The sequence below is a fragment of the Janthinobacterium sp. 67 genome (assembly GCF_002797895.1).
GTDB lineage: Bacteria > Pseudomonadota > Gammaproteobacteria > Burkholderiales > Burkholderiaceae_D > Janthinobacterium.
Genome location: NZ_PGES01000001.1, coordinates 3400776 through 3427250, shown reverse-complemented (window position 1 = coordinate 3427250; position 26475 = coordinate 3400776). Strand labels below are relative to the sequence as shown.

At 63.5% G+C, this 26475-nt stretch carries 26 protein-coding genes; 14 read left to right on the top strand and 12 right to left on the bottom strand.

The genetic code is table 11. The features are described from left to right. Positions 1-91: 91 nt before the first annotated feature. The 7 genes from hutU to CLU90_RS15345 are packed head-to-tail and all read left to right on the top strand — an operon-like array spanning position 92 to position 8874. A complete protein-coding gene (gene hutU / locus CLU90_RS15375; protein WP_100428324.1) occupies positions 92-1801 on the top strand; it encodes a urocanate hydratase in 1710 nt (569 codons plus the stop codon). A gap of 8 nt (positions 1802-1809) precedes the next feature. Further along, positions 1810-3369, top strand: a complete 1560-nt coding sequence (gene hutH, locus CLU90_RS15370; RefSeq protein WP_092711721.1) for a histidine ammonia-lyase — start codon at positions 1810-1812, stop codon at positions 3367-3369. Positions 3370-3389: 20 nt separating this feature from the next. Beyond that, a complete protein-coding gene (gene hutG, locus CLU90_RS15365; protein WP_100428323.1) occupies positions 3390-4178 on the top strand; it encodes an N-formylglutamate deformylase in 789 nt (262 codons plus the stop codon). Next, positions 4163-5539, top strand: coding sequence for a formimidoylglutamate deiminase (locus CLU90_RS15360; protein WP_100428322.1), 1377 nt, complete (start codon positions 4163-4165; stop codon positions 5537-5539). The genes hutG and CLU90_RS15360 overlap by 16 nt, the downstream gene beginning before the upstream one ends. Then, a complete protein-coding gene (locus tag CLU90_RS15355) occupies positions 5539-6114 on the top strand; it encodes a HutD/Ves family protein (protein WP_100428321.1) in 576 nt (191 codons plus the stop codon). Before CLU90_RS15360 ends, CLU90_RS15355 begins: the two co-directional genes overlap by 1 nt. A 12-nt stretch (positions 6115-6126) precedes the next feature. Continuing rightward, positions 6127-7353 carry an imidazolonepropionase gene (gene hutI / locus CLU90_RS15350; RefSeq protein WP_100428320.1) on the top strand — a complete coding sequence of 409 codons (1227 nt, stop codon included), beginning with the start codon at positions 6127-6129 and terminating at the stop codon, positions 7351-7353. Between the two features lie 21 nt (positions 7354-7374). Next, positions 7375-8874 carry a glycine betaine ABC transporter substrate-binding protein gene (locus CLU90_RS15345; RefSeq protein WP_442906702.1) on the top strand — a complete coding sequence of 500 codons (1500 nt, stop codon included), beginning with the start codon at positions 7375-7377 and terminating at the stop codon, positions 8872-8874. A gap of 11 nt (positions 8875-8885) precedes the next feature. Here CLU90_RS15345 and CLU90_RS15340 read toward each other — a convergent pair whose 3' ends face one another. The 5 genes from CLU90_RS15340 to CLU90_RS15320 all read right to left on the bottom strand — a co-directional run bounded on the left by CLU90_RS15340 (position 8886) and on the right by CLU90_RS15320 (position 12425). Continuing rightward, positions 8886-9065 carry a hypothetical protein gene (locus CLU90_RS15340; protein WP_034746290.1) on the bottom strand — a complete coding sequence of 60 codons (180 nt, stop codon included), beginning with the start codon at positions 9063-9065 and terminating at the stop codon, positions 8886-8888. 577 nt (positions 9066-9642) lie between these two features. Beyond that, entirely contained in the window at positions 9643-10149 is a 507-nt protein-coding gene (locus tag CLU90_RS15335) for a GNAT family N-acetyltransferase (protein WP_100428319.1), read from the bottom strand. Further along, a complete protein-coding gene (locus CLU90_RS15330; RefSeq protein WP_100428318.1) occupies positions 10146-11090 on the bottom strand; it encodes a DMT family transporter in 945 nt (314 codons plus the stop codon). Before CLU90_RS15330 ends, CLU90_RS15335 begins: the two co-directional genes overlap by 4 nt. Positions 11091-11410: 320 nt before the next feature. Beyond that, positions 11411-11860, bottom strand: a complete 450-nt coding sequence (locus CLU90_RS15325) for a glycine zipper 2TM domain-containing protein (RefSeq protein WP_034780449.1) — start codon at positions 11858-11860, stop codon at positions 11411-11413. A gap of 136 nt (positions 11861-11996) precedes the next feature. After that, complete coding sequence (locus CLU90_RS15320; protein ID WP_100428317.1) at positions 11997-12425, bottom strand: Mpo1 family 2-hydroxy fatty acid dioxygenase; 429 nt, start codon at positions 12423-12425, stop codon at positions 11997-11999. A gap of 94 nt (positions 12426-12519) precedes the next feature. Here CLU90_RS15320 and CLU90_RS15315 point away from each other — a divergent pair, with 94 nt between their 5' ends. After that, positions 12520-13044 carry a DNA-deoxyinosine glycosylase gene (locus tag CLU90_RS15315; protein WP_232731213.1) on the top strand — a complete coding sequence of 175 codons (525 nt, stop codon included), beginning with the start codon at positions 12520-12522 and terminating at the stop codon, positions 13042-13044. Positions 13045-13047: 3 nt separating this feature from the next. Here CLU90_RS15315 and CLU90_RS15310 read toward each other — a convergent pair whose 3' ends face one another. Further along, a complete protein-coding gene (locus CLU90_RS15310) occupies positions 13048-14256 on the bottom strand; it encodes a hypothetical protein (RefSeq protein WP_100428315.1) in 1209 nt (402 codons plus the stop codon). Positions 14257-14363: 107 nt separating this feature from the next. Further along, positions 14364-15230 carry an HDOD domain-containing protein gene (locus CLU90_RS15305; protein ID WP_100428314.1) on the bottom strand — a complete coding sequence of 289 codons (867 nt, stop codon included), beginning with the start codon at positions 15228-15230 and terminating at the stop codon, positions 14364-14366. 288 nt (positions 15231-15518) lie between these two features. On the opposite strand from CLU90_RS15305, the gene CLU90_RS15300 reads away from it, so the two are divergent. Beyond that, complete coding sequence (locus CLU90_RS15300; protein WP_092711701.1) at positions 15519-16097, top strand: DNA-3-methyladenine glycosylase; 579 nt, start codon at positions 15519-15521, stop codon at positions 16095-16097. Here the strand turns inward: CLU90_RS15300 and CLU90_RS15295 are convergent. After that, on the bottom strand, positions 16094-17788 hold the full coding sequence (locus CLU90_RS15295) for a methyl-accepting chemotaxis protein (protein WP_100428313.1): 1695 nt from the start codon (positions 17786-17788) through the stop codon (positions 16094-16096). The genes CLU90_RS15300 and CLU90_RS15295 overlap by 4 nt on opposite strands. A gap of 68 nt (positions 17789-17856) precedes the next feature. Further along, positions 17857-18315: a cache domain-containing protein gene (locus CLU90_RS15290; protein WP_092711697.1), complete on the bottom strand. Its 459-nt coding sequence runs from the start codon at positions 18313-18315 to the stop codon at positions 17857-17859. Between the two features lie 282 nt (positions 18316-18597). Here CLU90_RS15290 and CLU90_RS15285 point away from each other — a divergent pair, with 282 nt between their 5' ends. From CLU90_RS15285 to CLU90_RS15265, 5 genes are all read left to right on the top strand, one after another. Continuing rightward, entirely contained in the window at positions 18598-19962 is a 1365-nt protein-coding gene (locus CLU90_RS15285; RefSeq protein WP_232731212.1) for a KamA family radical SAM protein, read from the top strand. Between the two features lie 2 nt (positions 19963-19964). Then, on the top strand, positions 19965-21314 hold the full coding sequence (locus CLU90_RS15280; RefSeq protein ID WP_198511220.1) for an MFS transporter: 1350 nt from the start codon (positions 19965-19967) through the stop codon (positions 21312-21314). Then, complete coding sequence (locus CLU90_RS15275; RefSeq protein WP_092711693.1) at positions 21259-22107, top strand: fumarylacetoacetate hydrolase family protein; 849 nt, start codon at positions 21259-21261, stop codon at positions 22105-22107. Before CLU90_RS15280 ends, CLU90_RS15275 begins: the two co-directional genes overlap by 56 nt. Beyond that, a complete protein-coding gene (locus CLU90_RS15270) occupies positions 22107-22673 on the top strand; it encodes a carboxymuconolactone decarboxylase family protein (protein WP_100428311.1) in 567 nt (188 codons plus the stop codon). The genes CLU90_RS15275 and CLU90_RS15270 overlap by 1 nt, the downstream gene beginning before the upstream one ends. Positions 22674-22777: 104 nt before the next feature. Continuing rightward, positions 22778-24331: a S1C family serine protease gene (locus CLU90_RS15265; RefSeq protein WP_232731211.1), complete on the top strand. Its 1554-nt coding sequence runs from the start codon at positions 22778-22780 to the stop codon at positions 24329-24331. 62 nt (positions 24332-24393) lie between these two features. Here the strand turns inward: CLU90_RS15265 and CLU90_RS15260 are convergent, their stop codons facing one another. The 3 genes from CLU90_RS15260 to yjgA form a co-directional block, all read right to left on the bottom strand. After that, positions 24394-25062: an alpha/beta hydrolase gene (locus CLU90_RS15260; RefSeq protein ID WP_092711686.1), complete on the bottom strand. Its 669-nt coding sequence runs from the start codon at positions 25060-25062 to the stop codon at positions 24394-24396. Beyond that, positions 25059-25688, bottom strand: a complete 630-nt coding sequence (mog, locus tag CLU90_RS15255; protein ID WP_092711684.1) for a molybdopterin adenylyltransferase — start codon at positions 25686-25688, stop codon at positions 25059-25061. The genes CLU90_RS15260 and mog overlap by 4 nt, the downstream gene beginning before the upstream one ends. A 111-nt stretch (positions 25689-25799) precedes the next feature. After that, positions 25800-26396, bottom strand: a complete 597-nt coding sequence (gene yjgA, locus CLU90_RS15250) for a ribosome biogenesis factor YjgA (RefSeq protein ID WP_100428309.1) — start codon at positions 26394-26396, stop codon at positions 25800-25802. Positions 26397-26475 lie beyond the last annotated feature (79 nt).

Below are 26475 nucleotides of genomic sequence, written 5' to 3'. Positions count from 1 at the left end.
GAAAATCTGTTGACTTGGTTGTATAGACAACCTATGCTGGGAGCACCTGAGCGGGCCACGCATGTCCGCTCGCACCCTACGAGGAGACAGCATGAACAGCACAATGGACACCGATCCACGCTTTGATGCCAGCCGTACCATCCGCGCCCCGCGCGGCACGGTCATGGCTTGCAAGAGTTGGCAGGCCGAGGCGGCCTACCGCATGTTGCAAAATAATCTGGACCCGGAAGTGGCGGAAAATCCGCAGCATCTGGTCGTCTACGGCGGCATCGGCCGCGCCGCCCGCAACTGGGCCTGCTTCGACCAGATCCTCGCCTCCTTGCGCGAACTGGAAGACGACCAGACCTTGCTGATCCAGTCCGGCAAGCCGGTGGGCGTGTTCCAGACCCATGCGGACGCGCCGCGCGTGCTGATCGCGAACTCCAACCTGGTGCCGAAATGGGCGAACTGGGAACACTTCAACGAACTCGATCGGCAAGGCCTGTTCATGTACGGCCAGATGACGGCCGGCAGCTGGATCTATATCGGCACGCAGGGCATCGTGCAGGGCACGTATGAAACCTTCGCCGAAGCGGGCCGCCAGCATTTCGGCGGCGACTGGGGCGGGCGCTGGATCTTGACGGCGGGCCTGGGCGGCATGGGCGGCGCGCAGCCGCTGGCCGCCACCATGGCGGGCGCCGTCTCGCTGAACATCGAATGCCAGCAAAGCAGCATCGACTTCCGTCTGCGCACGCGCTATCTGGACAAGCAGGCGGCCAGCCTGGACGAAGCCCTGGAACTGGTCAAATACCATACCGAACGCAAGGAAGCGATCTCCATTGGCCTCCTGGGCAACGCGGCCGAAGTGCTGCCGGAACTGGTGCGCCGCGCGAAAGCGGGCGGGATGGTGCCCGACCTGGTGACGGATCAGACGTCCGCGCACGACCTGGTCAACGGCTATCTGCCGCGCGGCTGGAGCGTGTCGGACTGGAAGGCGGCGCAGCAGGATCCGCAGCGCCACGCGCGCCTGACGGTGGCCGCCGCCGATTCCTGCGCCGCCCACGTGCAAGCCATGCTCGATTTCCACGCCATGGGCGTGCACACCGTCGATTACGGCAACAATATCCGCCAGGTGGCGTTCGACCAGGGCGTGCAGAATGCCTTCGACTTCCCCGGCTTCGTGCCCGCCTACATTCGCCCGCAATTTTGCGAAGGGCGCGGGCCGTTCCGCTGGGTGGCGCTGTCGGGCGACCCGGAAGACATCTATAAAACGGATGCGAAGATCAAGGAGCTGTTCCCGCACCACAAGCAGGTGCACCACTGGCTGGACATGGCGCGCGAGCGCATCGCCTTCCAGGGCCTGCCGGCGCGCATCTGCTGGCTGGGACTGGGCGAGCGCCACATCGCCGGCCTGGCCTTCAACGAGATGGTGCGCACGGGCGAGCTGAAGGCGCCCATCGTCATCGGCCGCGACCACCTCGATACGGGCTCCGTCGCCAGCCCGAACCGCGAGACGGAAAGCATGAAGGATGGCACGGACGCCGTCTCCGACTGGCCGCTGCTCAACGCCATGCTCAACACGGCCGGCGGCGCCACCTGGGTCTCGCTGCACCATGGCGGCGGCGTGGGAATGGGGTATTCTCAGCATGCGGGCATGGTCATCGTGGCCGATGGCACGGAAAGCGCGGCGAAACGCCTGGCTAGAGTGCTGGTCAACGACAGCGGCTCGGGCGTGATGCGCCATGCCGATGCGGGCTATGAAACAGCGGTCGCCTGCGCCAAGCGCAACAATCTGAACCTGCCGATGCTTAATACGAAGTGAAAGCAAACATGACACAGCACTCCAAAAGTTGGACCCTGAAACCGGGCGCGATGACCCTGGCCGACCTGCGCGCCGTGTGGGCCGCGCCCGCGAAACTGATCCTCGCCGCCGAAGCGTACTCCGTCATCGAGGCGTCGGCCGCCGCCGTGCAAGCCATCGTCGCCAAGGGCGATGCGGCCTACGGCATCAACACGGGTTTCGGCCTGTTGGCCAAGACGCGCATCCCCGATGAAAAGCTCGAGCAATTGCAGCGCAACCTGATCCTGTCGCACTCCGTCGGCACGGGCGAACTGCTGTCGGACGCCGTCGTGCGCCTGATCATGCTGATGAAGATCGGCAGCCTGGCGCGCGGCTTTTCCGGCGTGCGCCCGCTGATCGTCGACACCCTGATCGCGCTGTACAACGCGGGCATCATGCCGGCCATTCCCGCCAAGGGTTCCGTCGGCGCTTCGGGCGACCTGGCGCCGCTGTCGCACATGACCCTGGCCATGCTGGGCGTGGGCGACGTGCGCGTCAACGGTGAATTGATGGCGGCGCAGGACGCGCTGGCGCAGGCGGGCATCGCGCCCGTCGTGCTGGCGGCGAAAGAGGGCCTGGCGCTGATCAACGGCACGCAAGTGTCGAACGCGCTGGCGCTGCATGGTTTGTTCATGGCCGAGCGCCTGCTGGAAGCGGCCATGGTCACGGGTGCGCTGTCGCTTGATGCGGCCAAGGGCAGCGACGCTCCTTTCGACGCGCGCGTGCATGCCGTGCGCGGGCAGCCGGGGCAAATCCTGGCCGCGCAGATGTACCGCCAACTGGTGGCGCACAGCGCGATTCGCGCCTCGCACCTGGAAGGCGACGAGCGCGTGCAGGACCCGTACAGCCTGCGCTGCCAGCCGCAAGTCATGGGCGCCTGCCTCGATTTGATCGGCAACGTCGGCCGCACCCTGCTGATTGAAGCCAATGCCGTCACGGACAATCCGCTGATCTTCCAGGATGGTCCGAACGGGCAGGCGGAAATCGTCTCGGGCGGCAATTTCCACGCCGAGCCGGTGGCCTTTGCCGCCGACACGCTGGCGCTGGCGATCGCGGAAATCGGCGCGCTGGCCGAACGCCGCATCGCGCTGCTGATCGACGCCACGCTTTCCGGCCTGCCGCCCTTCCTCGTGCGCGACCCCGGCGTCAATTCCGGCTTCATGATCGCCCACGTGACGGCTGCCGCGCTGGCGTCGGAAAACAAGTCGCTCGCCCATCCCGCCAGCGTCGACAGCCTGCCCACTTCCGCCAACCAGGAAGACCACGTGAGCATGGCCACGTTCGCCGGGCGCCGCCTGGACGACATGGCGCACAACACGGCCGTCATCGTCGGCATCGAGCTGCTGGCCGCCGCGCAGGGCATCGATTTCCACCGTCCGCTGAAAACCTCGCCGCACCTCGAGCACGTGCACCATCAATTGCGCCAGAAAGTGCCGTTCTTCGACGCCGACCGCTTCTTCGCGCCCGATATCGAAGCGGCCAAGCAGATGGTGCTGCATGGCGAGTTGAGCAGCACGTGCAAGAATTTGTTCGCCCCGCTGTACGCCTGAGCGGGCGCAAGGAGACAAGCATGGATTTCCGCTTCAACGAAGGCAGCATCCCGCTGCTCGTGTCGATGCCCCACGTGGGCACCGATATACCGGACGATATCGCCGCGCGCATGACGCCCGAGGCCCTGGTCAAGGCCGATACGGACTGGCATTTGCGCGAACTGTATGGCTTTTTGCAGGAGATGGATGCGTCCGTGCTGTCGGCGCGCTGGTCGCGCTACACCATCGACTTGAATCGCCCGCAGGAGGACACGAATCTGTATCCGGGCCAGGATACGACGGGCTTGCTGCCCAGCGATACCTTCCACCGCGAGCCGCTGTACCTGGCCGGCAAGGAGCCCGATGCGGCCGATATGCGGCATCGGCTGCAGCGCTACTGGGCGCCGTATCACGCGCAGCTGCGCGCGGAACTGGACCGGCTGCTGCGCGTGCATGGCGCCGTGGTGCTGTGGGATGCCCATTCCATCGCCTCGCGCGTGCCGCGCTTCTTTGACGGCAAGCTGCCCGACCTGAACTTCGGCACGGCCGATGGCGCCAGCTGCGATGGCGGCCTGACGTCCGCCGTGGTGGACATTGCGCGCGCACAGGATGACTTTACCGTGGCGCTGAATGGCCGCTTCAAGGGCGGCCATATCACGCGCCATTACGGCCAGACGGAAAGCCGCGTGCAGGCGATCCAGCTGGAGATGTGCCAATGCCTGTACATGGACGAATCGGCGCCGTTTGGCTACCGGCCCGACCTGGCGGCACAGGTGCAGCCGCTGCTGCGCCAGATGATGGAAGCGGCCGTGGCATGGGTGGCGCGTTGAGCGGCTGCCTGTTTGCGCGCCACGCGCTGCTGCCGCAAGGCTGGCGCCGCGACGTGCTGCTGGAGTGGGACGCGGCCGGCGATCTGACGGCGGTGGCGGACAACGCCGCCGCGCCGCCTGGCGCGGAAGTGGCCGAATATGTCTTGCCCGGCATGGTCAACCTGCATTCGCATGCGTTCCAGCGGGCGCTGGGCGGCATGACGGAAGTCGCCGGTGATGGTTTGGACAGCTTCTGGACCTGGCGCGAGCTGATGTACCGCTTCGCGCATCACATCACGCCGCAGCAGATGGAAACCATCGCCGCGCAGCTGTTTGCCGAATGCCTGCGCCATGGCTACACGGCTGTCTGCGAATTTCACTACCTGCAGCGCGATGCGGCCGGCGCGCTATATGCGCGTCCCGCCGAAACGGCCGAACGGGTGCTGGCCGCGGCGCGCCTCAGCGGCATCGGCGTGACGATGCTGCCCGTGCTGTACAGCCATGCGGGTTTCGGCGCACAGCCCCTCAAACCCGAGCAGGCGCGCTTTCGCACCGGTGCGGATGACGTGCTGCGCATCGTCGAAGCGCTGGCGCCGCAGCGCGGCGGCCAGGTGGAGGTGGGCTTTGCGCCACATTCCCTGCGTGCGGCCGAGGTGGCGCAGATCCGCGCAGTGGTGCAAGCGCTGCCTGCGGACCGTCCCATCCACATCCACATCGCCGAGCAGCAGGGCGAGGTGCGCCAGTGCCTGGACTATAGCGGCCGGCGCCCGGTGCAGTATCTGTACGACCAGGTCGACGTCGACGCACGCTGGTGCCTCGTGCACGCCACGCATGTGCAGCCGGACGAAGTGGCGCTGATGGCCGCCAGCGGCGCTGTGGCGGGCCTGTGCCCGACGACGGAAGCGAACCTGGGCGATGGCCTGTTCCCGCTGGCCGAATTCATCGCCGCCGGCGGGCGCTTCGGCGTGGGCAGTGACAGCCACGTGTCGCAGTCGCCGGTGGAGGAATTGCGCTGGCTCGAATATGGCCAGCGCTTGCAGCGCCAGCAGCGCAATGTGGCCGCCACGCCAGATGAACGCCATGTGGGCGACTACCTGTGGCAAACGGCCTTGCGGGGCGGCGCGCAGGCGGCCGGGCGCAAGCTCGGTGCCCTGGCGCCGGGCTGCCGTGCCGACTTGCTGGTGCTCGACGACGCGCATGTGAACCTGTGCGGCGTGGCCATCGCCGATGTGCTGGGCAGCGTACTCTTTTGCGGCAACGACAACCTGGTGCGCGACGTGCTGTGCGGCGGCCAGTGGCAGGTACGCGGCGGGCGCCACGTGGCGCAGGACGCCATCGGCGGCGCCTACAAGCGCACCCTGGCGCAACTGAGGGCACTCTGATGGCGACCTTCATCCCGCAGGAATACCTGCGCGCCGCGCCGTGGAAAAACGGCGGCGGCAGCACGACGGAAATCGCGATTGCTCCCCCGGGTGCCGGCTTCGACGATTTCGACTGGCGCATCAGCCTGGCGACGATCACGGCCAGCGGGCCGTTTTCCAGCTTTCCCGGCATCGACCGCAGCCTGATGCTGGTCGATGGCGACAGCGTGCAACTGACGCTGGACGGCGCGCGCAAGGTGACCTTGAGCGCGGCGCAACCGATGCTGTGGTTCCCCGGCGAGGCGGCCGTGGTTGCACAGGTCAAGGGGACGACGACGGATTTCAATGTGATGACGCGGCGCGACCGCTGCCGCCACCAGCTGGAGAAAATCACGGCGCCGTGCAAGCTGGCGCGGCGCAGCGCGGCGACCCTGCTGTTCGTCGCCGGCGAAGGCCACGTGCTGGCGCGCGGCGGGGAACAGCAGTTTGCGCTGGCCCGCCATGACGCGCTGCTGCTGGACGCCGACGATGCGCCGGACTGGCGGCTCGACGCCTTGCAGCGCACGGCCGTGTTCCGCGTCGACCTGTTCATCTAGGAGGGCAAACACATGCAAGACTGGGATATGGTCATCCACAACGTTCACCTGGCCACGATGGAACACGGCTATGGCGAGTTGCTGGACGCGGCCATCGCCGTCAAGGATGGCCGCATCGCGTGGTTCGGCCCCGGCGACGAGCTGCCGGCCAGCGGCGCGGTGCTGATTGATGGCCAGGGCTGCTGGCTCACGCCCGGCCTGATCGACTGCCATACGCACATCGTCCACGCGGGCAACCGCAGCGACGAATTCGAGGCGCGCCTGAATGGCGCCAGCTATGAAGACATCAGCCGCGCCGGCGGCGGGATCATGTCCACCGTGCGCGCCACGCGCGCGGCCAGCGACGACGAATTGCTGCGGCAAAGCCTGCCCCGCGTGCTGGCGCTGCTGGCCGAGGGCGTGACGACCCTGGAAATCAAGTCCGGCTATGGCCTGGACGCGGACAGCGAGGCGAAGATGCTGCGCGTGGCGCGCAGGATAGGGCAACAACTGCCGGTCACTGTGCGCACCACCTTCCTCGGCGCGCACGCGCTGCCGCCCGAATATGCGGGCCAGGCCGACTCTTATATCGAGCTGCTGTGCGCGCAGATGCTGCCCCGGCTGGCGGGCGATGGACTGGTCGACGCCGTTGACGCGTTTTGCGAGCGCATCGGTTTTACGCCGGCGCAAACGCAGCGCATGTTTGACGCGGCGCGGGCGCTGGGGCTGTCCGTCAAATTGCATGCGGAGCAGCTGTCGGACCAGGGCGGCGCGGCGCTGGTGGCCCGTTACGATGGCTTGTCGGCCGATCATCTGGAATTCCTGTCGGACGAGGGTGTCGCCGCCATGGCGCAACATGGCACGGTGGCCGTGCTGCTGCCCGGCGCGTATTACTTTTTGCGTGAGACGCAGCCGCCACCGGTGGCAGCATTGCGCGCGGCCGGCGTGCCGATGGCCGTGTCCACCGATTGCAACCCGGGCACGTCACCGATGACGTCCTTGCTGCTGGCGATGAACATGGCGTGCACCCTGTGGCGCTTGACACCGCAGGAAGCGCTGGCTGGTGCTACGTGCCACGCGGCGCGCGCGCTGGGCTTGCAGGATCGGACGGGCAGCCTGGTGGTGGGCAAGCGCGCCGATTTCGCCCTGTGGCGCATCGCGCGCCCCGCCGACCTGGCGTATGCGCTGGGCCTGAACCCGTGCGCGGGCGTGGTGCATGGCGGTGTCTGGCGCGCGCCGGTGGTAAGCTGGACGGATTGATCATCCGCCCTGGAGCGCCGCGTGCGTGTTGTTTACTCCTTGTCTTACCTGCTGTTGTTGCTGTTTTTTGCCGCCGCCCCTGCACATGCCCAGGATGGCGGCACCCTGAAGGTGGGTTCGAAGCGCTTTACGGAATCGTACATCCTTGGCGAAATCCTCCAGCAGAGCGCCGCGCCACACGTCAAGGCGGAGCACCGCCAGGGCCTGGGCAACACGGCCATCGTGCTGGCCGCGCTGCAGGCGGGCAGCATTGACGTGTATGCCGAATACATGGGCACCATCGGCAGCGAAATCCTCAAGCACGACAAGGCCATCGGCCTGGAACAGATGCGGCGCGAGCTGGCGGCGCTGGGCCTGGGCGTGGCCGTGCCGCTGGGCTTTAACAATACCTATGCGCTGGCAGTGCGCCATGATGAAAAATCGATCGCCAGCCTGGCGCAACTGGCCCAGCACCCGGCCCTGACATTCGGCCTGTCGCATGAATTCATCGGCCGGGTCGATGGCTGGCCGGGACTGGCCGCGCGCTATGGCTTGCCGCAGCGCCCGCGCGGGCTCGATCACGGCATCGCCTACGAAGCGCTGGCGCAGCGCCAGGTGGACGTCATCGACATTTATTCGACAGATGCGAAGATACGCCAGTACGGCTTGCGCGTGCTGGCCGATACGCAGCAGTATTTTCCCCGCTACGACGCCATGCTGTTGTACCGGCTCGACGTGCCGCAGCGTTTCCCCGCGGCATGGCAGGCATTGCTGGGGTTGCAAGGACGCATCAGCGAGAGCGACATGATCGCCATGAATGCGGCCGTGGAAATCGACGGCAAGCGTTTTTCCGACGTGGCCCGCCAGTGGCTGGCTTCCGGCACGCAGGCGAACAAACCGTCCACCGCGCGCGGCAAGCTGCTCGATAAAATCATCGGCGACGATCTGTGGACCCTGACGCGCCAGCATCTGACCCTGGTGCTGCTGTCGGTGGCGCTGGCGTGCCTGATCGGTATTCCCTTGGGCGTGCTGGCGGCGTTTTCGGCGCCGCTGCGGCAAACGGTGCTGGCCTTCGTCGGCGTGCTGCAGACGGTGCCCTCGCTGGCCCTGCTGGCGATATTGATCCCCGTGCTGGGCATGATCGGCACGGTGCCGGCGCTGGTGGCCCTATTCGTGTACGCGCTGTTGCCCATCGTGCGCAACACGTGCACGGGCATCTTGCAGGTGCCGCAAGGCTTGCGCATGGCGGCGCTGGCGCTGGGCTTGAACAAGCGCGACCGCCTGCTGCACGTGGACTTGCCGCTGGCCTTGCCCGTCATGCTGGCGGGCGTGAAAACGGCTGCCGTGATGAGCGTGGGCACGGCCACCATCGCCGCCTTCATCGGCGCGGGCGGCTATGGCGAACGCATCACCATCGGCCTGGCGCTCAATGACAACGACATGCTGCTGGCCGGCGCCATCCCCGCAGCCGTGCTGGCCCTGCTGACGCAGGGCTTGTTCGAGCTGGTGGAGCGCTGGGCCGTTGCCGGCCGGCAGCACTGACGGCGTCACGGTTACAGCGAGTGCAGTTTCGAGCGCACCGAGACGACGGCCTGGTGCAGGATGCGTTCGGCCTGGAAGTCGTTTTCGCGCTGTTCCGCGATGGCTTGCAAGTCGCGCGTGTAGCGCTCCAGGCGGGAGCGCAGGTAGGCGCGGTAGATTTTCATGACGAGCGGTTTGGCAGAGACATTCATGATGTGGCTCCCGGATGCGTAACGATGCGTTCATTTTGTGTGAGCGGAATGCTGCCACTTTGCGCCATATCAAATGCCATGACCCCGTCAAATTGGCGCGTTTGACATTGCACAATGCCCCCAAGACCGAAGATGCCACACTGAATTTTCCCTGCTCGCCTGGTGTCATCATCAGCCGCAGGCCCTGATTTCCTCAAGCATATTCAAGGAGCGTCGCATGGTCATTTTTGCCGTGGTTGCTGGCTGCATCGCCTGCCTGACAGTGTACCAAATCTATAGAAAATCGCAGGGTGGCAGTGGGGTTGCGCAACAACATATCGGCTTGCACGGCACATTGATTGAACCACGGAAATAATCAGTGTCATCCGAGCGACACTGGGTGACACTTGGTTAGCGGATTTAAGTCAAATGTAAGGCCCGGTAAGCAAATGTAAAGGTCTGCGCCATCGCAAGCGGCAGCGTTTATATTGATAACCGTTGATTGCATTCTCCCCCTCCCACTTGACAATGGGTTCTGCCCCGCGGTGCCGCTAGCCCGCGGGGATTTTTTTTGGAACTTGCGCTTACAGTTCCCCCATCAGGCCGATGTTGGCGTGCCTGCCGACAATTGCGTCAATGCATCGCCAGCGACCCGGCAGATGCGCCAGTCCGGCATCACGTCCGCGCCCATGCCCTTGTAGAAGTTGATCGCGTTTTCATTCCAGTCCAGCACCGACCATTCGAAGCGGCCGCAATCGCGTTCGACGGCCAGTTGCGCCAGCGCCACGAGCATCTGCTTGCCATAACCCTTGCCGCGCACCGATTGCTTCACGTACAGGTCTTCCAGGTACAGTCCCTTGCGGCACAGGAAGGTGGAAAAATTATGGAAGAACAGGGCGAAGGTCACGACTTCGCCATTTTCCTCGCCGACCAGCGCTTCGCACGCGGGATGGGAGCCGAACAGGCTGTCGTGCAGCATGGATTCCTTGGCGATCATCATGTGTTCGAGTTTTTCAAACACGGCCAGTTCGTGGATCATGCCGAAGATGGCGGCCACGTCGGATGCGGTCGCGGGACGGATGGCGAGGGAGGAAGAGGTGCTCATGTTGCCTTTGCTGATGGAGTGGTGGAAAGGGAAGCGACGGCAGCCGTCTTGCGCGCGCCCGACGTCAGGGCCCAGGCCACGCTCGACAGGCACAGCACCATGCCCACCCATTCGATGGTGGCGGGCCGGTAGTGTTCGAACTGCACCGACAGCAGCACGGAAATGACGGGCGTGACGACGCCGATATACACGGTCTTTTGGGTGCCGATGCGGGCGATTAAGGTGAAATACGCGCTGAAGGCGATCACCGAGCCGAAGATGGCCAGGTACACCAATCCCAGCCAGTAACTGGCGCGCGTGGGCAAATGCCAGGCCTGGCCCGTGGCGATGGCCCAGGCGGCCACCATCAAGGTGCCCCACAGCATGGTCCAGGCCATGGTCAGCATCACGTTGCCGGAATGTTCGCGCACTTTCATGACGAGGGCGTTGCCTGCCGTGCTCGAGATGGTCGCCACCAGCGCCAGGATAAAGCCCAGCAGAAAATGGCCATTGCCGCCGCCCAGGATATCTTGCAGCGCCGCGCCGATGGACTGGTAAAACAGCAGCACGATGCCGCAGATGGCGACAAATGCCGCGCAGCAGGTGCTCCAGGTGATCGGTGTGCCGAAAGCGATACGGTTGAGCAACGGCGTCCAGAACACCATCAGCGCGAACAGCACGCTGACGAGGGCCGACACCAGGTATTGCTCCGAGCTGTAAGTACACACATAGCTGAGGGCAAACGAGGCCAGCCCCTGCAGCAGCATCCATTTTTGCGCGCGCCAGGGCAGGCGCAAGCGGTCGCCGCGCACGGCGCACCAGGCGAACAGGGTGGCGGACGCGAGGCCGAAGCGGTAGACCACGGAAACGGCGGGGGCGACGTCGCCCAGCTGCAAGGTGATGGCCCAGAAGGTGGAGCCCCAGATCAGGCAGGCAATGATGAACAGGAGAGGAGATGACATCGCGCAAGTATACGGGCATCGCGCGGGGATGGCGAGTGCGGTCGGGCTTGCTCGATGTGCAACCAGGAGACAGCGGGCATTGAGCCAGCGCAGTGCTCCTGGAAAAATGTTGAATTTATGAAAATATTTGCATTAATATTAAGTAAATATTTTCCGGATTGCATCTTTGAAGGGAGACCGCCATGCCAGCCTCACTGCAGATCAAAGTATGGAGCGTGCTTGCGTATGTCGCCGTGGCGGCGGTGATTGCCATCTGGCTGCACCCTTCGGTCTTGCTCGCTGCCGGCGCATTCGGCTGAGCGCATGCGCCGGCTGGCAGATCAGTGCGTGACGCGGGTCTTGCGGCCGTCCGACAGCAGGCGCACGCGCTCGCCCGGGCGGAACAGCTCGTCGGCGTCCTGCACGATGGCGCGCATGTCGCCATTGTCCAGGCGCACGGTGATTTCCAGGCCGGGCTTGTTCGAGGCATTCGCTTCGATGCTTTTGCCGGCCATGCCGCCAGCGACGGCGCCGAGGATGCTGGCCGCGATGGCGCCCTTGCCGCCACCGACTGTCGAGCCGGCCACGCCGCCCAGCGCCGCGCCCGCCAGCACGCCCGTGCCCGTTTCACCCTTGTCGATGGTTACCTGGCGCACGGATTCAACCGTGCCCATGCGGACCGATTGTTCATTTTGCGCCTGGCGCGCGTTGTAGACGTTTGCCGAATTCGGTTGTACGGCGCAGCCGGCCAGTGTGGCGAGCAATGCCACTGCAATAATTGGTGCTTTCATGTGGAACTCCCTTGGACAAAGTAGGTTGCCGATTGCGTCGACCGGCAGATGATGACTTATCATAAGGACACTTGCCTCAGATAACTAGTTACGAATGGTAAAAATCTGTTACCAGCTACACGTAACCGCTTGCCGCTCAATACGCCAGCCGCAGGCGCCGGTACAAAAATCCCAGCACGAACAGCGGTCCCACCAGTAAAAAGCGCAAATCGTCCAAAAACGACGGTTTCTTGCCTTCGATCTGGTGGCCGATGAACTGGCCTATCCAGGCCAGCACGAACAGCGCCAGCGACGCGGGCAGGATGGTCAGCGGGGGCATCAGCAGCAGCAGGCCCAGCATGGCGGCCAGCATCGCCAGCATGCCCGCCGCAAACGGGCGCGACAGCTTGTAGTAATAGTATAAGGCCAGAATACTGCAGAGCAGCGCCACGCTGGGATGCACGCTCCACAGCAGCCCCAGCAAGCTGAAAACGATCAGCGGCACGCACACGATGTGCACCCATTCATTGACGTGGTTGCGGTGGCTTTCGCCATACTGGGCCAGCAGGGTGTCGATGGTGCGCATGGGTGGTCTCTTGTATAGGGATGTTGTCCGGGAATTCTACACCGTCGCATGGCCGGGTAAAATGGCCTTTCATTTCCCCTTCAGGACCGCGCATTTGAATAGCCCAGCCATCTTGCCAGACGCCGCCGCCGACCCGCGCAAGCGCTGTTTCGATCCCGTCGTCGATGCCGGCACGCGCTTGCTGATACTGGGCAGCTTGCCCGGCGAAAAATCGCTGGCGCACAGCCAGTACTATGCGCATCCGCAAAACAAGTTCTGGATGCTGCTGGGCGAAGTGCTGGGCGTGGATTTGAAAAGCCAGGCCTATGAGGAACGTCTGGCGACCTTGCTGGCGCGCGGCGTGGGATTGTGGGACGTGGTGGCGCAGGCGCAGCGAACGGGCAGCCTGGACAGCAATATCCGCGACCGCGACGATAACGACCTCGTGGCCCTGGCCGCCAGCCTGCCCCAGCTGCAGACGATCGCCTTCAACGGCGGCACGGCCGCGAAGCTGGGCATCAAGGTGCTGGGCGAGCACGCCCAGCGCTACCGCATCGTCAGTTTGCCGTCGAGCAGCCCGGCTTACACGCTCGCGTATGGCGCCAAGTTGCTGCAATGGAAAACACTACAGCCCTTGTAAAGCTTACGCCGGCGCGTACGGTTGCGCTTCCAGCGGCTGTCCCTTGGCATCGAATTTCAGCGCCACGGACAATTGCGTCACGCCGATGGTGGCCAGCGCGTCGCAGATGTCGTCGACTTCGTCCTGCAGGTCGGCGGCCAGGTCCAGCGGCTTGTCGGCGCTGTGCAGCAGTTGGCCGTTCGCCGTGCTGACATTGACGCGCAGCAGCATTTCGCCATGTTCATCGGCCGGGCCGACGACCACCGAGACGTCGCCGGCATCTACCTTGTTTTCCGCCAATGCATGGTTGATGCCCGACATCATCTGCAACATCGCGTACTCGCTCATGCCTTGTTCCTTGCCGCCGTGGAACAGATCCTGGTAGAGGAAACTTACTTCCAGGGCGCTGCCGGCCGGCGCCAGGCAACGCTTGACGAGTTCGCCCACTTCCGTCGTCCACTGCTGGTAGCGGGCCATGCGCGCGTCGAACCAGGCGTCGAGCGCCGCTTCATCCTTTGGTTCCGCATAGAACGGGTCGTCCACGCGTTTCAAGGCAAAGCCCAGCAGGAAGCGCAGTTCGACGGCCGTGTCCTGCGGACCGAAAGCCGTTTCGCTCCAGCCGACGATGCTGCTTTCCAGGCCCGGCGTGGCGACGATCTTCTTGTCCGTCATCGAGCTATAGGCATCGCGCACCATTTCGTGCAGATGGCTGTAGGTGATGCGGTCGATTTCATCGAGGTCGTAGGCATGGCTCATCAGGACCACCTTGGCCTTGGCGCTTTCCAGCTCTGCCTGCTGGAAACTTTTCACCAGCGCTTCGAACGCGTCCTGGTCCTGGAAGCTGTCCGCTTCCTTCAGGCCGCCCGTGCTTTGCACCAGCAGGGGCACGACGAAGGCGTTGATTTCCATCGACGGCGCGTTGTCGCGGCGGATCACGGAAACGGACGCCGCTTCCTCGATATGGCTGCGCAGATACTGGTAGGCGCCCACGTCTTCGTATTTCGAACGCTCGATGGCGTCGTACAGGATTTCATCCTTCTTTTGATTCAAGGCCTTGCGGATCAGGCGGCCGAACTCGACGGCCTGCTCGGCCAGTACCGTGCCCTGCGATTCGCTGTCTTCCTGCTCCGCCAGGTTCAAGGCCATCGTGCACAGCATGCGCGTGACGGACTCGTCCTTGTCTTCAGGCGTGTTGGCGGATTTACGGGGGACAGGGCGCTTATTTTTGGGCATGGCGGTCAACAGGTTAAGAAATACGGGTCAGGCAAACGGAAACGGGCGCCATGGCTCAGGCCAGGCGCCGGGACAGATCATACAGGCGGACGCGGCCGCCTGATACCTCAATGGTCGGTATCGAACATCTCGTGCAATTCGTCGAGCAGGTCGGCGGCTTCTTCCTGCGACAGGCCAAGATGCTGGCAAGCAAGTTCGCCGCCCTTGTCCCACTCGAGCGAGGTACTGTTGCCATGGTAGCGCTGAATGCCCTTTTCGGCCAGCAGCGACAGGGCGACGAGCGAGCGGATGGCGTCGTCCGTGGACGGGTCGGCCAGCACCGTGTAGTCGTGGTGATGCAAAATCGCCCAGGACACGTCGGAGGACAAGCCCCAGTTGCGCGCCAGCAAGCAGCCGATGGCCGCGTGGTTGGTCTGGTGGCGCGCGTCTTCCAGCGTCGTAAAACAATTGTGCGCATCGTTGGCCGCCGCCGCGTACGTGTTGACGTAATCGGGGAAGCGGTTCATCAGCAGGGGCACGCCGATATCGCAGAACAGGCCGAAGGTGTGGGCGATGTCGGGCGGGGCGATGCGCAACTTGCGCGAGGTAAATACCAGGGCGCGCGCGCGCTTGGCCGACACGTCCCAGAAATTGCTCAGTTCCACGCCGTCCGCTTCCAGCGCCTGGCGTGCCAGCAAGCCCGTCATCATGGCGCTGCACTGGTTAATGCCAAGAAAGTTGATGCCTTGCTCGACGGACTTGGCCTTGCGCGCGGCGCCATAGAACGGTGAATTGGCCAATTTCAGCAGGGCACCGGACATACCGACGTCGTCGGCGATGATGCGCGCGATGCGGCGCGGCGACGGGTCCTGTTCCGCCAGTTCGCGCTGCAGGTCGACCAGCAGGCTGGGACGCGGCGGGATGCGGATGGAACGCATCAGGGCGTCAACCGGATCTTCCTGCACTACCTGCTTTTGCGCTGCCGCTCTCATCATCACGCTTTCATCATCATTTTTGTGCCCGGTGCTTATTCTGTCGTGCGCTGCCGCTGCCCGCTGCATGAGCGTCTGGCGCAGTGCCCGACGATTATCGCTGTTTATGCATGGCAATAGTTCATATCTGCAATATATTCTCGCAAAAATCCCTGTGTTGGCCCGGCCCAGCCGCGATTTTCGTCATTTTACGACGCGGCCCATCGTGATATTTGTGATAAAAAAATCAAGTTTTATTTGTTTTCAAGCGGGGTAGGCGTGCAGCGGGATGGGCGGCAGTACAATTGCCGGATGAAAAAAATCCTGGCGGGTATCGATTTTGCGGACGATTCCAGCAGCGTGGCGCGCCAGCTGATCGGCGTGACCGTGCTGGTCGATGGCGTGGGCGGGCGCATCGTGGAAACGGAAGCGTATGACCGGCTGGACCCGGCCTCGCACACGTATGGCGGCATGACGCCGCGCAATGCGGCCATGTTCGGCCCGCCCGCGCACGCCTATGTCTACCGCTCGTATGGCATCCACTGGTGCCTGAACTTTGTGTGCCGCGAAGCGGGCCATGGCGCGGGCGTGCTGATCCGCGCCATCGAGCCCGTGATGGGACTCGATGCCATGCGCGAACGGCGCGGCGTCGAGGATGCGCGGCTGCTGTGCTCGGGGCCGGGCAAGGTGTGCCAGGCGCTCGGGGTCACGCATATGCACAACCGGCTGGCGCTCGATGCGCCGCCATTCATGCTGCTGGCGCGCGAGGAAGAGGTGACGGTACACGCAGGCCCGCGCATCGGTATTTCCAAGGCGATGGAGACGCCGTGGCGCTTCGTGCTGGCCGGTTCGCCTCACTTGAGCAAACCGATGCGCGCGCCGGCCAGCTAGCTGCGCCGGCGCTGTGGCGTCGTGTTTGCGCCGTGCAAGCCGGGCATGCCGCGCAGCGGGCTGTGCAGTGCGCGCCGCTCCTGCTGCGCACTGGCCGGATGCCGGAACGCTTCCTCGTCCGGCGAGGCGGGCTGGGCGGGCGCCAGCGGGTCGAGGGTGAATACGGCCACGGCCGCCGACAATTTGACGGCCTGGTCCTGCAAGCTGGCCGCCGCTGCCGCCGCCTGCTCCACGAGGGCCGCATTTTGCTGGGTGACGTCATCCATCTGTGTGACGGCCTGATTCACTTCCGTGATGCCGGACGCCTGCTCCGCGCTGGCTTCTTTCACGCGCTGGATGATTGCATTGACTTGCTGCACCGAGGCCACGATGGCGCCCATGCTGTCGCCTGCTTGCTGCACGGCCACGCTGCCGCCATCGATGGTGGTGACGGATGTGGCGATCAGGGTCTTGATTTCCCTGGCCGCCTGGGCCGAACGCTGCGCCAGGGTGCGCACTTCGGACGCCACCACGGCAAAGCCGCGGCCTTGTTCTCCCGCGCGCGCCGCTTCCACCGCCGCATTCAGCGCAAGGATATTGGTCTGGAAGGAAATGCCATCGATTACGCCGATAATATCCACGATCTGGCGCGAATTGGCCCGTATCGTCGCCATCGTCGTCACCGCCTGCTGCATGGCCGCGCCCCCTTGCACGGCCAGGGTGGAAGCTTGCCCCGCCAGTTCGCAGGCCAGCTGGGCATTATCGGCATTGTCATTGACGGCTTGCGTCAGCGCTTCCATGGCGCTCGACGTTTCTTCCAGCGAACTGGCCTGCATTTCCGTGCGCGCCGATAAATCCAGGTTGCCGGTGGCAATTTCACGCGACGCTGTGTCGATCGATTGCACGGCGCCCATGATGGTGCGCAAGGTCTGGTTCAGGTGGGCGATGGTCTGGTCCAGCACGCGCGACGTGGCGGCGATTTCGTCATTGCCCTGCTTGGGTGCGCCGGCCGTCAGCTTGCCCGCCGCCAAGTCTTGCACGGCGTCGGCAATGCCGCGGATTTCCACCAGCATGGCGCGCCGCACCAGCATGGTCACGACGATGGAGACGAGAATAGACAGCAGCACCGTCAGCAGCAAGCTCCAGCCCAGGCTGCGGAACTCGGCGCTGGCGGCCGCATGGGCCTGGCTGCTGAGCGTCGTTTCCAGGGCCGACAGTTGCGCCAGCTGGGTATTGAACTGCACGAACTGGGTTTCCGCCTTGAGCATGGAATTGGTGGCGATCGACTGGTCCATCTGCGCCATTTCCATGGTTTCCAGCACGGCCTTGCGATAGCCGGCCAGGGCCGCGATGGCGGCATCGACGAGGCTGCGCTCGGCATCCGTGGCCGTGGTGCGCAGCGTGGCCAGCTGGGTGCCGATGGCCGCGTGGCGCGCCTTGATCTGTTGCTCCAATGTGTCGAGGCGGGCCTTGGCGAAACTGCCATTCGTCCATGACAGCAACTGGTACATATTGCCATGCACCTCTTTGGCGTCGCCAGCCACGTCGGCGGCCGCCTTCAAGTGTGTGATGCGCACCCGCACCATGTTTTCCAGCGAGGCATTTTGCCGCACCATGCCATACCAGGCGCCCGTCGAGCTGAGTATCAGCAGCAGCAAGACCAGGGAGGGCGCCAGCAATAATTTTGGTCCGATGCGTAATTGATTGAGCATGCTTGACTCCTGGCTATGGCTGTTCACACCGCAGGCGGCGCGCGGCGTGCATGCGCGCCGCCCCTGCCTTATTTTTTGTAGATGCCCGCTTCCAGCACCACGTCGTTGACGCGCAGGATGTAGGTGGTCTTTGGTTCGATCTTGCCGCTGGTGGGATTCTTGTACTGGTAATCGACCCAGCCCTTGCCCTGTTTTTGTGCCAGTTCGATGATTTCACGACGATATTTCTTGCCGTTCGCATCGGGCACATCCGTCAAATCCTTGCCCACGATGGAAGGATTGATGGGGTGGGCCAGCACGATACCCGTCTTGATGTCGCGCATGTCCACATACAGCGAGCCCTGCACGAAGTCCGGGTCCTTCGCCGTGATTTTCTTCATCATTTCTTCCTTGCCATGCGCCTTCATGAAGGCGGCGCCCCGTTCGGCCATGGCGATCGCATCTTTTTCCGTTGGTTCGACCGCGGCGCTGACGCCGCCGCCGGCAAATGCCAGGCACAGCAGGCTACCCGTGAATAAGCGTTGCATGAAAGCTCCTTGTGATATCGAGGGATGTGTTGCCGAGTCGTAATTTACGTTGCCGAAGTCCGTCTCAGATTGCGATGGAACAAACTAAGGTGTTGCTTGTAGGCAGCATGCAACGTATCGACGGCTTGTTGATATGCAGCAATTTGGTTCCGGAAAGCAAGAACTATGATGACTTTCACAGCATGCCGGGGTGATCTCGCATGCGGGAGGAAAAGGCTGGAATTGGCTGGCATATGGCCAATTTCATGAAAGTTAACGCTATTTACAGGCAAGGAGCCGACCGTGTCCGCACTCATTACCGAGCCGTTTCCACCCAAGTTCAAGCCATATACGCGGCAAACCATACAACAGGCGCGGCAGTGGAAATGGCTGCCTGAAGAGCAGCGTGCAGCCGTGCAAGTGGTGTCGCACGTGTTGCCGTTTCGCACCAATGAATATGTGCTCGACCAGCTGATCGACTGGAACAATATCCCTGACGATCCCATCTACCGTCTCGTCTTTCCCCACCGCGACATGCTGCCGCCCGAGCAGTACGCGCACTTGCGCGACCTGGTGCTGGTCAAGCAGGACAAGGCCGCCATCGACGCCTATGTGCATGGCTTGCGCCTGGGCATGAATCCCCATCCGGCCGGGCAGATGACGCACAACGTGCCGCGGGTCAACGACGCGCCCGTGCGGGGCCTGCAGCATAAATATGCGCAAACGGTGCTGTTCTTCCCCAGCGCGGGCCAGACTTGCCACGCGTATTGCACTTTCTGTTTCCGCTGGCCCCAGTTCGTCGGCATGGACGACATGAAGTTCGATGCGCGCGAGTCGCATGAGCTGGTTGCCTATTTGAAACTGCATCCGGAAGTGACGGACGTGCTGTTCACGGGCGGCGACCCGATGATCATGAACACGCGGCAACTGGCCGCCTACCTGGAGCCGCTGCTGGCGCCGGGCCTGGAACATATCCAGAACATTCGCATCGGCACCAAGGCGGTGGCGTACTGGCCGCAGCGTTTTGTTTCCGACCGCGATGCGGATGACTTGATGCGCCTGTTCGAGCGCATCGTCAAGGCGGGCAAGAACCTGGCCGTGATGGGCCATTACAGCCATGCCGTCGAGTTGCGCCAGGACATCGCCCAGCAAGCCGTGAAACGCATCGTCTCCACGGGCGCCACCTTGCGCATGCAGGGGCCGCTGATCCGCCACATCAATGAAGATCCGGCAAGCTGGGCCGAACTGTGGCAGACGGGCACGCGCCTGGGGGCGATTCCGTATTACATGTTCGTCGAGCGGGACACGGGTCCGCGCGGCTATTTCGAGTTGCCCTTGGCGAAGGCGCACGAGATTTTCCAGGCCGCCTACCAGATGGTGTCCGGCCTGTCGCGCACGGTGCGGGGACCGTCCATGAGCGCCTTTCCCGGCAAGGTCGTCATCGACGGCATCGTCACCATCAACGGCGAAAAACTGTTTGCCCTGCAATTTTTGCAGGCGCGTAACCCGGACTGGGTGCGCCGGCCGTTTTATGCCAAGTTCGATGCGGAAGCGACGTGGCTGGACCATTTGAAGCCCGCGTTCGGCCACGACAAGTTTTTCTTTGAAACGGATGAGCCCGTGCCGCAGTTGCCGCACAAAATCATCCGCCTGGCGCAGGCCGCCTGAGCATGCACGCGGCCGTTGCGTCTGCCCGCTCCGGCGTGGCTGTGTTTTGCCTGGTATTCCTGCCGTTCGCGCTCGGCCATTATCTGTCGTGCCTGCTGCGCGGCGTCAACGCCGTGCTGACGGCCGAGTTGCTGGGCGCCATCGCCCTGACGCCAACCCAGCTGGGCCTGCTGACCAGCGCCTTTTTTCTCGCCTTTGCGCTGGTGCAATTGCCGGTCGGCATGGCGCTCGACCGCTACGGTCCCCGCACGGTGCAACTGTGGCTGCTGGCGCTGGCGGCCCTGGGCGTGTGGCTGTTCAGCCGGGGCCATAGCTTTGCCGGGCTGATGTGGGCGCGCGCCTTGATGGGAGCTGGCCTGGGCGGCTGTTTCATGGCGCCCGTGAAAGCGATCTCGTGCGCCATCGCCCCATCGCGCCTGCCTTCCGTGCATGGCTATCTGATCGCCGTGGGCGGCCTGGGTGCGGCCACGGCCACCATGCCCGTCAAGCTGGCCCTGCACTACACGGATTGGCGCGGCGTCTTCCTGGGCCTGGCGCTGGCGGCGCTGGCCATAGCCTTGCTGATCCGCCTGCTGTCGCCGGCCATGTCCGCGCCTGCCGCCGGCAGGGACAAGGCGAGCAAGGTCAGCGTCTGGAGCGTGTACCGCGACCCCGGTTTTCGTCGCGCCATCGCGCTGATCCTGCTGCCGCACACGGTGTTCTTCGGCGTCCAGGGTTTATGGATAGGTCGTTGGCTGGCCGACGTGGGCGGCTTGTCCGACGATAATGTGGCGTACTTGCTGTACCTGGGCATGGCGGCCGTCATCTTCGGCGCCATCGGCATGGGCATGCTGACGGAATGGGCTGGCCGGCGCGCGATTGAGCCGATGCAAGTGGCGGGCGCCGGCATCGTCCTGTTTGTTGCCGTGCAAGTGGCGATGGCCTGCAATGTGGTGCCCAGCCTGCCTTTGCTGTCCGTGCTGTTTACCTTGCTGGGCACGGTGACGGGGCTCGAGTATGCAATCGTCGCGCAAAGCATGCCGGCCAGCCTGACGGGCAGGGCGGCCACCTGCCTCAATTTGCTCATTTTCACGGGCGCCTTCCTGGTGCAGGCGGGCTTTGGCCTGATCCTCGGCTGCTGGCCCGTGAACAGCCAGCAGCAGTATCCGCCGCAGGCCTACCAGGCGGCGTTTGGCGTACTGGCGGCCTTGCAACTGCCGGGACTTGCGATGTTTTTCATCCACCGCTACAGGCGTGCCGGGCCATCCGGTAAAATGGCAGCCTGCACAGCGGCAATGATCAACTCCAAGGAAGACTATGAAACTCGTTCGTTATGGACGTCCAGGCAAGGAAAAACCGGGCCTGATCGATGAAGAAGGCAAACTGCGCGACCTGTCCGGCGTGATTGCCGATATTGACGGCACACAACTGTCCGACAAGGCCGTGCGCAAGCTGGCCAAGCTCGACGAAAAGACCTTGCCTCTCGTGCGCGGCAATCCACGCTTCGGCGTGCCGCTGGCGAAAGTCGGCAAGTTCATCGGCATCGGCCTGAACTACGCGGATCACGCGGCCGAGTCCGGCATGGCTATCCCCGCCGAACCCATCGTCTTCATGAAGGCCATTACTTGCCTGAATGGCCCGGACGACAATGTCGTATTGCCAAAAGGTTCCAAGAAGACGGATTGGGAAGTGGAACTGGGCGTGGTCATCGGCACGCGCGCGCAATACGTGAGCGAAGAAGACGCCTTGAAATACGTGGCCGGCTATTGCGTCGTCAACGACATTTCCGAGCGTTCGTTCCAGCTGGAACGGGGCGGCCAGTGGGACAAGGGCAAGGGTTGCGACACCTTCGGCCCTGTCGGCCCGTGGCTGGTGACGCGCGATGAAGTCATCGACGAGCAAAACCTGGACCTGTACCTGGAAGTGAACGGCAAGCGCATGCAGACCGGCAATACGCAAACCATGATCTTCACGGTGGCGCAGATCGTCAGCTATTTGTCGCAATTCATGACCCTGGAACCGGGCGACGTCATCGCCACGGGCACGCCACCGGGCGTGGGCCAGGGCCGCAAGCCGCAGCGTTTCCTGAAAAAAGGCGACAGCATGCGTCTGGGTATCGCCGGCCTGGGCGAACAGCAGCAGGACGTGGTCGCCTGGACCGCCTGATGGCCGGTAGCGATATCGACCGTTTGCCCGCGTTGCCGCTGGACCAGCTGGACTCGCAGCAGCGCGCGGCCGCGCAAGCCATCATCGACGGCCCGCGCGGGGCGCTGTACGGCCCCTTCGTGCCGCTGATCCGCAGCCCCGAGCTGATGGAAACGGCGCAGCGCATGGGAGAGTATTTGCGCTACCGCAGCGCCATCGGCACGCGCCTGTCGGAACTGGCGATCCTCGTGACGGCGCGCCAGTGGGATCAGCAAGTCGAGTGGGCCATCCATGCGCCGCTGGCCGTGCAGAACGGCATCGCGCAAGCGGCCGTGGACGCCATTGCGGAACGGCGCGTGCCGCCTGCCCTGAAAGACGACGAGCAAGCCGTGCACGACTTTTGCATCGAGTTGCAGCAGAACAAGCGGGTCAGCGATGCCACGTATGCGCGGGCATTGACCCTGTTCGGCGAGCACGGCGTGGTCGACTTGATGGGCATCAATGGCTACTACACCTTCCTGGCCATGGTGATGAATGGGGCGCAGACGGCCGTGCCCGCATTGGGCGTGCCGCCCATGCCCGCCTGATGAGAGGAGTTTAGAGGACTTCTTCGGCAAAGATGGACAAAGTGTAATGAAGTTGCAATTATTCAATATATAATTTTACTTCCCTTCCATTGCCAACAAGCTCAATGAAAACTCGTCCGTGCTCCACCCTGATGGGCCGCGCCTTCCTGGCGCTGGCCCTTTCTTTTTGCCCCTTGATGACGGTGCGCGCGCTGGCCGCCGAGACGGCCGCCAGCGCCAGCGCTTCCGCCCTGGAAAACTCCGTCGTCAAGGTATTTTCCACCCTGCGCGGGCCGGATCCATACAAGCCGTGGAGCAAGGCCGCGCCGCAGGAGGTGACGGGTTCCGGCGTCGTCATCGAAGGCCGCCGCATCCTCACCAATGCGCACGTGGTCGGCTATGCCAGCCAGGTGCAGATCCAGGCCAATGGCGCTGGCGACAAGATACCGGCCACCGTGCTGGCCATCTCGCGCGGCATGGACCTGGCCTTGCTGAAAATCGACGACGACAGTTTTTTCGCCAGCCACAAGGCGGTGCCACGCGCGAACGTCTTGCCGGACGTGCGCGACGCCGTGCTGGCGTATGGCTATCCGACGGGCGGCACCTCGCTGTCGATCACCAAGGGCATCGTTTCGCGCATCGAATTCGTGCGCTACAACTTCCCCGTGTCCGGCTTGCGCATCCAGATCGATGCGGCCATCAACCCGGGCAATAGCGGCGGTCCCGTGATTGCCGGCGACAAGATGATCGGCCTGGCCTTTGCCGGCATGCTCAATGCGCAAAACATCGGCTACATCATCCCCAACGAGGAAATCGAGCTGTTCCTGCGCGACCAGGAAAGTGGCGCCCCCAAGGGCAAGCCGGCCATGCGCGACGTGACGCAAACGCTGGAAAACCCCGCGTTGCGCACCTATCTGAAGCTGGCGAAAGGCGTCGAGGGCGCCGTCGTGATGTCGCCGGCCAGTAAGGATGCGGCCTATCCGCTCAAGGAGTGGGATGTCATCACGCATATCGGCGATTTCCCGATCGACAACCAGGGCATGGTCAAGCTGAATGCCAACAGCCGCGTGCGCTTCCAGTACCGGGTGCAGCAGCTGGCGAAAGACGGCGAATTGCCGCTGACGGTGGTGCGCCAGGGCGCGCCTCTGAAAGTCAAGGTGCCCGTCTCGGCGGCGCATCCGATGCTGATCGCCAGCCTGCAGGGCAATTACCCGTCCTATTTCATCTTCGGCCCGATGGTGTTTTCGCGCGCCACGACGGAATTCATGGCGGCGCCGAATGGCAACCCGGCGATCCTGGGCGGCATGGCGTTTGCCGGCAATCCGCTGGCCACGCGGCGCGGCGATGCGCCCGATAGCGAGCGCGACGAGCTGGTGGTGATCGCCGCGCCGTTCTTCCCGCACAAGCTGATGAATGGCTACAGCACCCGCTTCTTCTCGGTCGTCGATTCCGTCAACGGCGTGCGCGTGCGCAGCCTGGCGCACCTGGTGGCCTTGTTGCGCGACCAGAAGGATGACTTGCTGACGTTCCGCTTCCAGCAGCGCGATGCGGAAATGGTCGTCGTGCCCCGCAAGGACATGCTGGCAGCGACGGAATCGATACTGACGGACAACGGCATCCGCTCGGAAGCGTCGCCCGATATGTTGAAAATCTGGAATGAAAAAACGCCGGCGAACTGATCGTTCCCGGCGTTACGTACACGTACAACAACAGGCGCGGCGCCCACCGCGCCTGTTTCATTTTAGGCGAGCACTTTTTTCAGCCACGCGCCGATGGCGTCGATCTCTTCCTGGCACAGCGAGTGCTGCATCATGTATTCATGCCATTCCACCTTGTAACCCATGCCGGTGAGCAAGTCGCGCGACTGTTGTGCGCGGGCGACCGGCACCACGGGGTCGGCCGTGCCATGCGCCATGAAGATCGGCGTGTGCAGGCTCGCCGGGGTGCGCTCAAGCGCCGTCTTGTCGGCCAGTGGCAGGTAGCCGGACAGGCACATCAGGCCGGCCAGCGGCTCCGCGTGGCGTAAGCCCGTTTGCAAGGTCATGGCGCAGCCTTGCGAGAAGCCGGCCAGGATGATGCGGCTGGCGGGAATGCCGCGCGCCTTTTCGCGCGCGATCAGCGCTTCGATCTGGGCTTGCGAGGCGCGCAGGCCGCCCTCGTCTTCACGGCGCACGAGGTCGTTTACGAGGATGTCGTACCAGGCGCGCATCACATAGCCGTTGTTGATGGTGACGGGCATGGTGCCGGCGCTGGGGAAAATGAAGCGGATGGCGGGGCAGCCGCGCAAGTCGAGTTCTTTGACCAACGGCACGAAGTCGTTGCCGTCGGCGCCCAGCCCGTGCATCCAGATGATGGAGACGGTAGGATTCGGTGCGCTGTCGAGTTCTATGGTTTCCAGCAAGGTGCTCATGTGTTTTCCTCTGGTAATGGTTGCGCCGGACGCAGCGCCGATTTGGGACGGAAGGCCTTGCAGATGGCCGGGTCGGTTTCCATGTAAGGACCACCGATGAGGTCGATGCAATATGGCACGGCGGCAAAGATGCCGTTCACCAGTTGCACGCCAGCGGCATCTTTCAGCCCTTCCAGGGTTTCCTTGATGGCTTTCGGCTGGCCCGGCAAGTTCATGATCAGGGCGGCGCGCTCGGGCGTTTCGCGGATCACGGCCACCTGGCGCGACAGGATCGCCGTCGGCACGAATTGCAGGCTGATCTGGCGCATCTGTTCGCCGAAGCCGGGCATTTCCTTGGTCCCCACGGACAAGGTGGCGTCCGGCGTCACGTCGCGCCGCGCCGGCCCCGTGCCGCCCGTCGTCAGGATCAGGTGGCAGTGGTTCAGGTCGACCATGTCGATCAGGGTGTTTTCAATCTGCGAGCGCTCGTCCGGGATCAGACGCTTTTCCAGGCGGAATGGCGTGCGGATGGCGGCGGACAGCCAGCTTTCCAGGGCAGGGATGCCCAGGTCTTCATACACGCCGCCGCTGGCGCGGTCCGAGATCGACACGAGGCCGATAATCAATTCGTCTTCTATCGTGGTCATGGGGCACCTGTCTATGTCGTAAAAAAACCGGGCTGATCCCGGTTTTTGCCAACCCAAGTGCAAAAGCCGGGGTCGTACCCTGAGGGTACGACCCCAGTCCTTGCCTGGGGTTTATTCTTCTTCGCCTTCAACGCCATCTTCGTCGGCATCTTTCTTGCCGCTGTTGTTCTTCTTGGCGATCTCTTTCAAGATCTGGAAGATTTCGCGGTAGGCTTTGGGCGGCTTGTTCTCGGCCTGTTCCTTGCGGGCGTTGCGGATCAGGGTGCGCAGGTGCTGTACGTCCAGCTCCGGGTTTTCCGACAGCAAGACGGTCAACGCCTTGTCATCCGTCAACAGCTTGTCGCGGCGGCGTTCCATCGCGTGCATATTGGCCGTGTCGGCTTTCGACAAGCCTTTCCAGCTATCGATGGTGCGTTGGATGGCGGCAACTTCTTCCTCATCCAGGGTGCGCATTTTCTTGCCCACGTATTGCAGCTGGCGGCGGCGGCCTTCGTGGTCCTTGATTTGCTGGCATTCGAGAATGGCGTCGCGCACGTCTTCCGGCATTGGGACGCGCTTGACGCGGTCACGTGCCTCATTGACGAGTTCTTCGCCCAGCTTTTGCAGGACGGTCATCTGGCGCTTGAGTTCCGACTTCGAAGGACGTTCATATTCCTGTTCGAATTCGGTCGATTGGAAGCCGCAAGCTCCCCGGTTTGGATTTGGCATGATAAGGCGGGATTGGCCGCGTAGGCCGCACCTGTAAACTGTAAACGACTGCTATGATAACCTTTTTAGCGGCTTTCCG

Bases quoted from the DNA above. Each gene is read 5' to 3' on its own strand.
- CLU90_RS15265 (WP_232731211.1), top strand. From the start codon at position 22,778: ATGAAAACTCGTCCGTGCTCCACCCTGATGGGCCGCGCCTTCCTGGCG.
- hutH (WP_092711721.1), top strand. From the start codon at position 1,810: ATGACACAGCACTCCAAAAGTTGGACCCTGAAACCGGGCGCGATGACC.
- CLU90_RS15360 (WP_100428322.1), top strand. From the start codon at position 4,163: ATGGGTGGCGCGTTGAGCGGCTGCCTGTTTGCGCGCCACGCGCTGCTG.
- CLU90_RS15275 (WP_092711693.1), top strand. From the start codon at position 21,259: ATGAAACTCGTTCGTTATGGACGTCCAGGCAAGGAAAAACCGGGCCTG.
- mog (WP_092711684.1), bottom strand. From the start codon at position 25,688: ATGACCACGATAGAAGACGAATTGATTATCGGCCTCGTGTCGATCTCG.
- hutI (WP_100428320.1), top strand. From the start codon at position 6,127: ATGCAAGACTGGGATATGGTCATCCACAACGTTCACCTGGCCACGATG.
- CLU90_RS15335 (WP_100428319.1), bottom strand. From the start codon at position 10,149: ATGAGCACCTCTTCCTCCCTCGCCATCCGTCCCGCGACCGCATCCGAC.
- CLU90_RS15310 (WP_100428315.1), bottom strand. From the start codon at position 14,256: ATGCCCAAAAATAAGCGCCCTGTCCCCCGTAAATCCGCCAACACGCCT.
- CLU90_RS15270 (WP_100428311.1), top strand. From the start codon at position 22,107: ATGGCCGGTAGCGATATCGACCGTTTGCCCGCGTTGCCGCTGGACCAG.
- CLU90_RS15325 (WP_034780449.1), bottom strand. From the start codon at position 11,860: ATGAAAGCACCAATTATTGCAGTGGCATTGCTCGCCACACTGGCCGGC.
- CLU90_RS15330 (WP_100428318.1), bottom strand. From the start codon at position 11,090: ATGTCATCTCCTCTCCTGTTCATCATTGCCTGCCTGATCTGGGGCTCC.
- CLU90_RS15295 (WP_100428313.1), bottom strand. From the start codon at position 17,788: ATGCTCAATCAATTACGCATCGGACCAAAATTATTGCTGGCGCCCTCC.
- CLU90_RS15260 (WP_092711686.1), bottom strand. From the start codon at position 25,062: ATGAGCACCTTGCTGGAAACCATAGAACTCGACAGCGCACCGAATCCT.
- CLU90_RS15280 (WP_198511220.1), top strand. From the start codon at position 19,965: ATGCACGCGGCCGTTGCGTCTGCCCGCTCCGGCGTGGCTGTGTTTTGC.
- CLU90_RS15290 (WP_092711697.1), bottom strand. From the start codon at position 18,315: ATGCAACGCTTATTCACGGGTAGCCTGCTGTGCCTGGCATTTGCCGGC.
- CLU90_RS15340 (WP_034746290.1), bottom strand. From the start codon at position 9,065: ATGAATGTCTCTGCCAAACCGCTCGTCATGAAAATCTACCGCGCCTAC.
- hutU (WP_100428324.1), top strand. From the start codon at position 92: ATGAACAGCACAATGGACACCGATCCACGCTTTGATGCCAGCCGTACC.
- CLU90_RS15305 (WP_100428314.1), bottom strand. From the start codon at position 15,230: ATGATGAGAGCGGCAGCGCAAAAGCAGGTAGTGCAGGAAGATCCGGTT.
- CLU90_RS15355 (WP_100428321.1), top strand. From the start codon at position 5,539: ATGGCGACCTTCATCCCGCAGGAATACCTGCGCGCCGCGCCGTGGAAA.
- CLU90_RS15320 (WP_100428317.1), bottom strand. From the start codon at position 12,425: ATGCGCACCATCGACACCCTGCTGGCCCAGTATGGCGAAAGCCACCGC.
- yjgA (WP_100428309.1), bottom strand. From the start codon at position 26,396: ATGCCAAATCCAAACCGGGGAGCTTGCGGCTTCCAATCGACCGAATTC.
- CLU90_RS15300 (WP_092711701.1), top strand. From the start codon at position 15,519: ATGAAAAAAATCCTGGCGGGTATCGATTTTGCGGACGATTCCAGCAGC.
- hutG (WP_100428323.1), top strand. From the start codon at position 3,390: ATGGATTTCCGCTTCAACGAAGGCAGCATCCCGCTGCTCGTGTCGATG.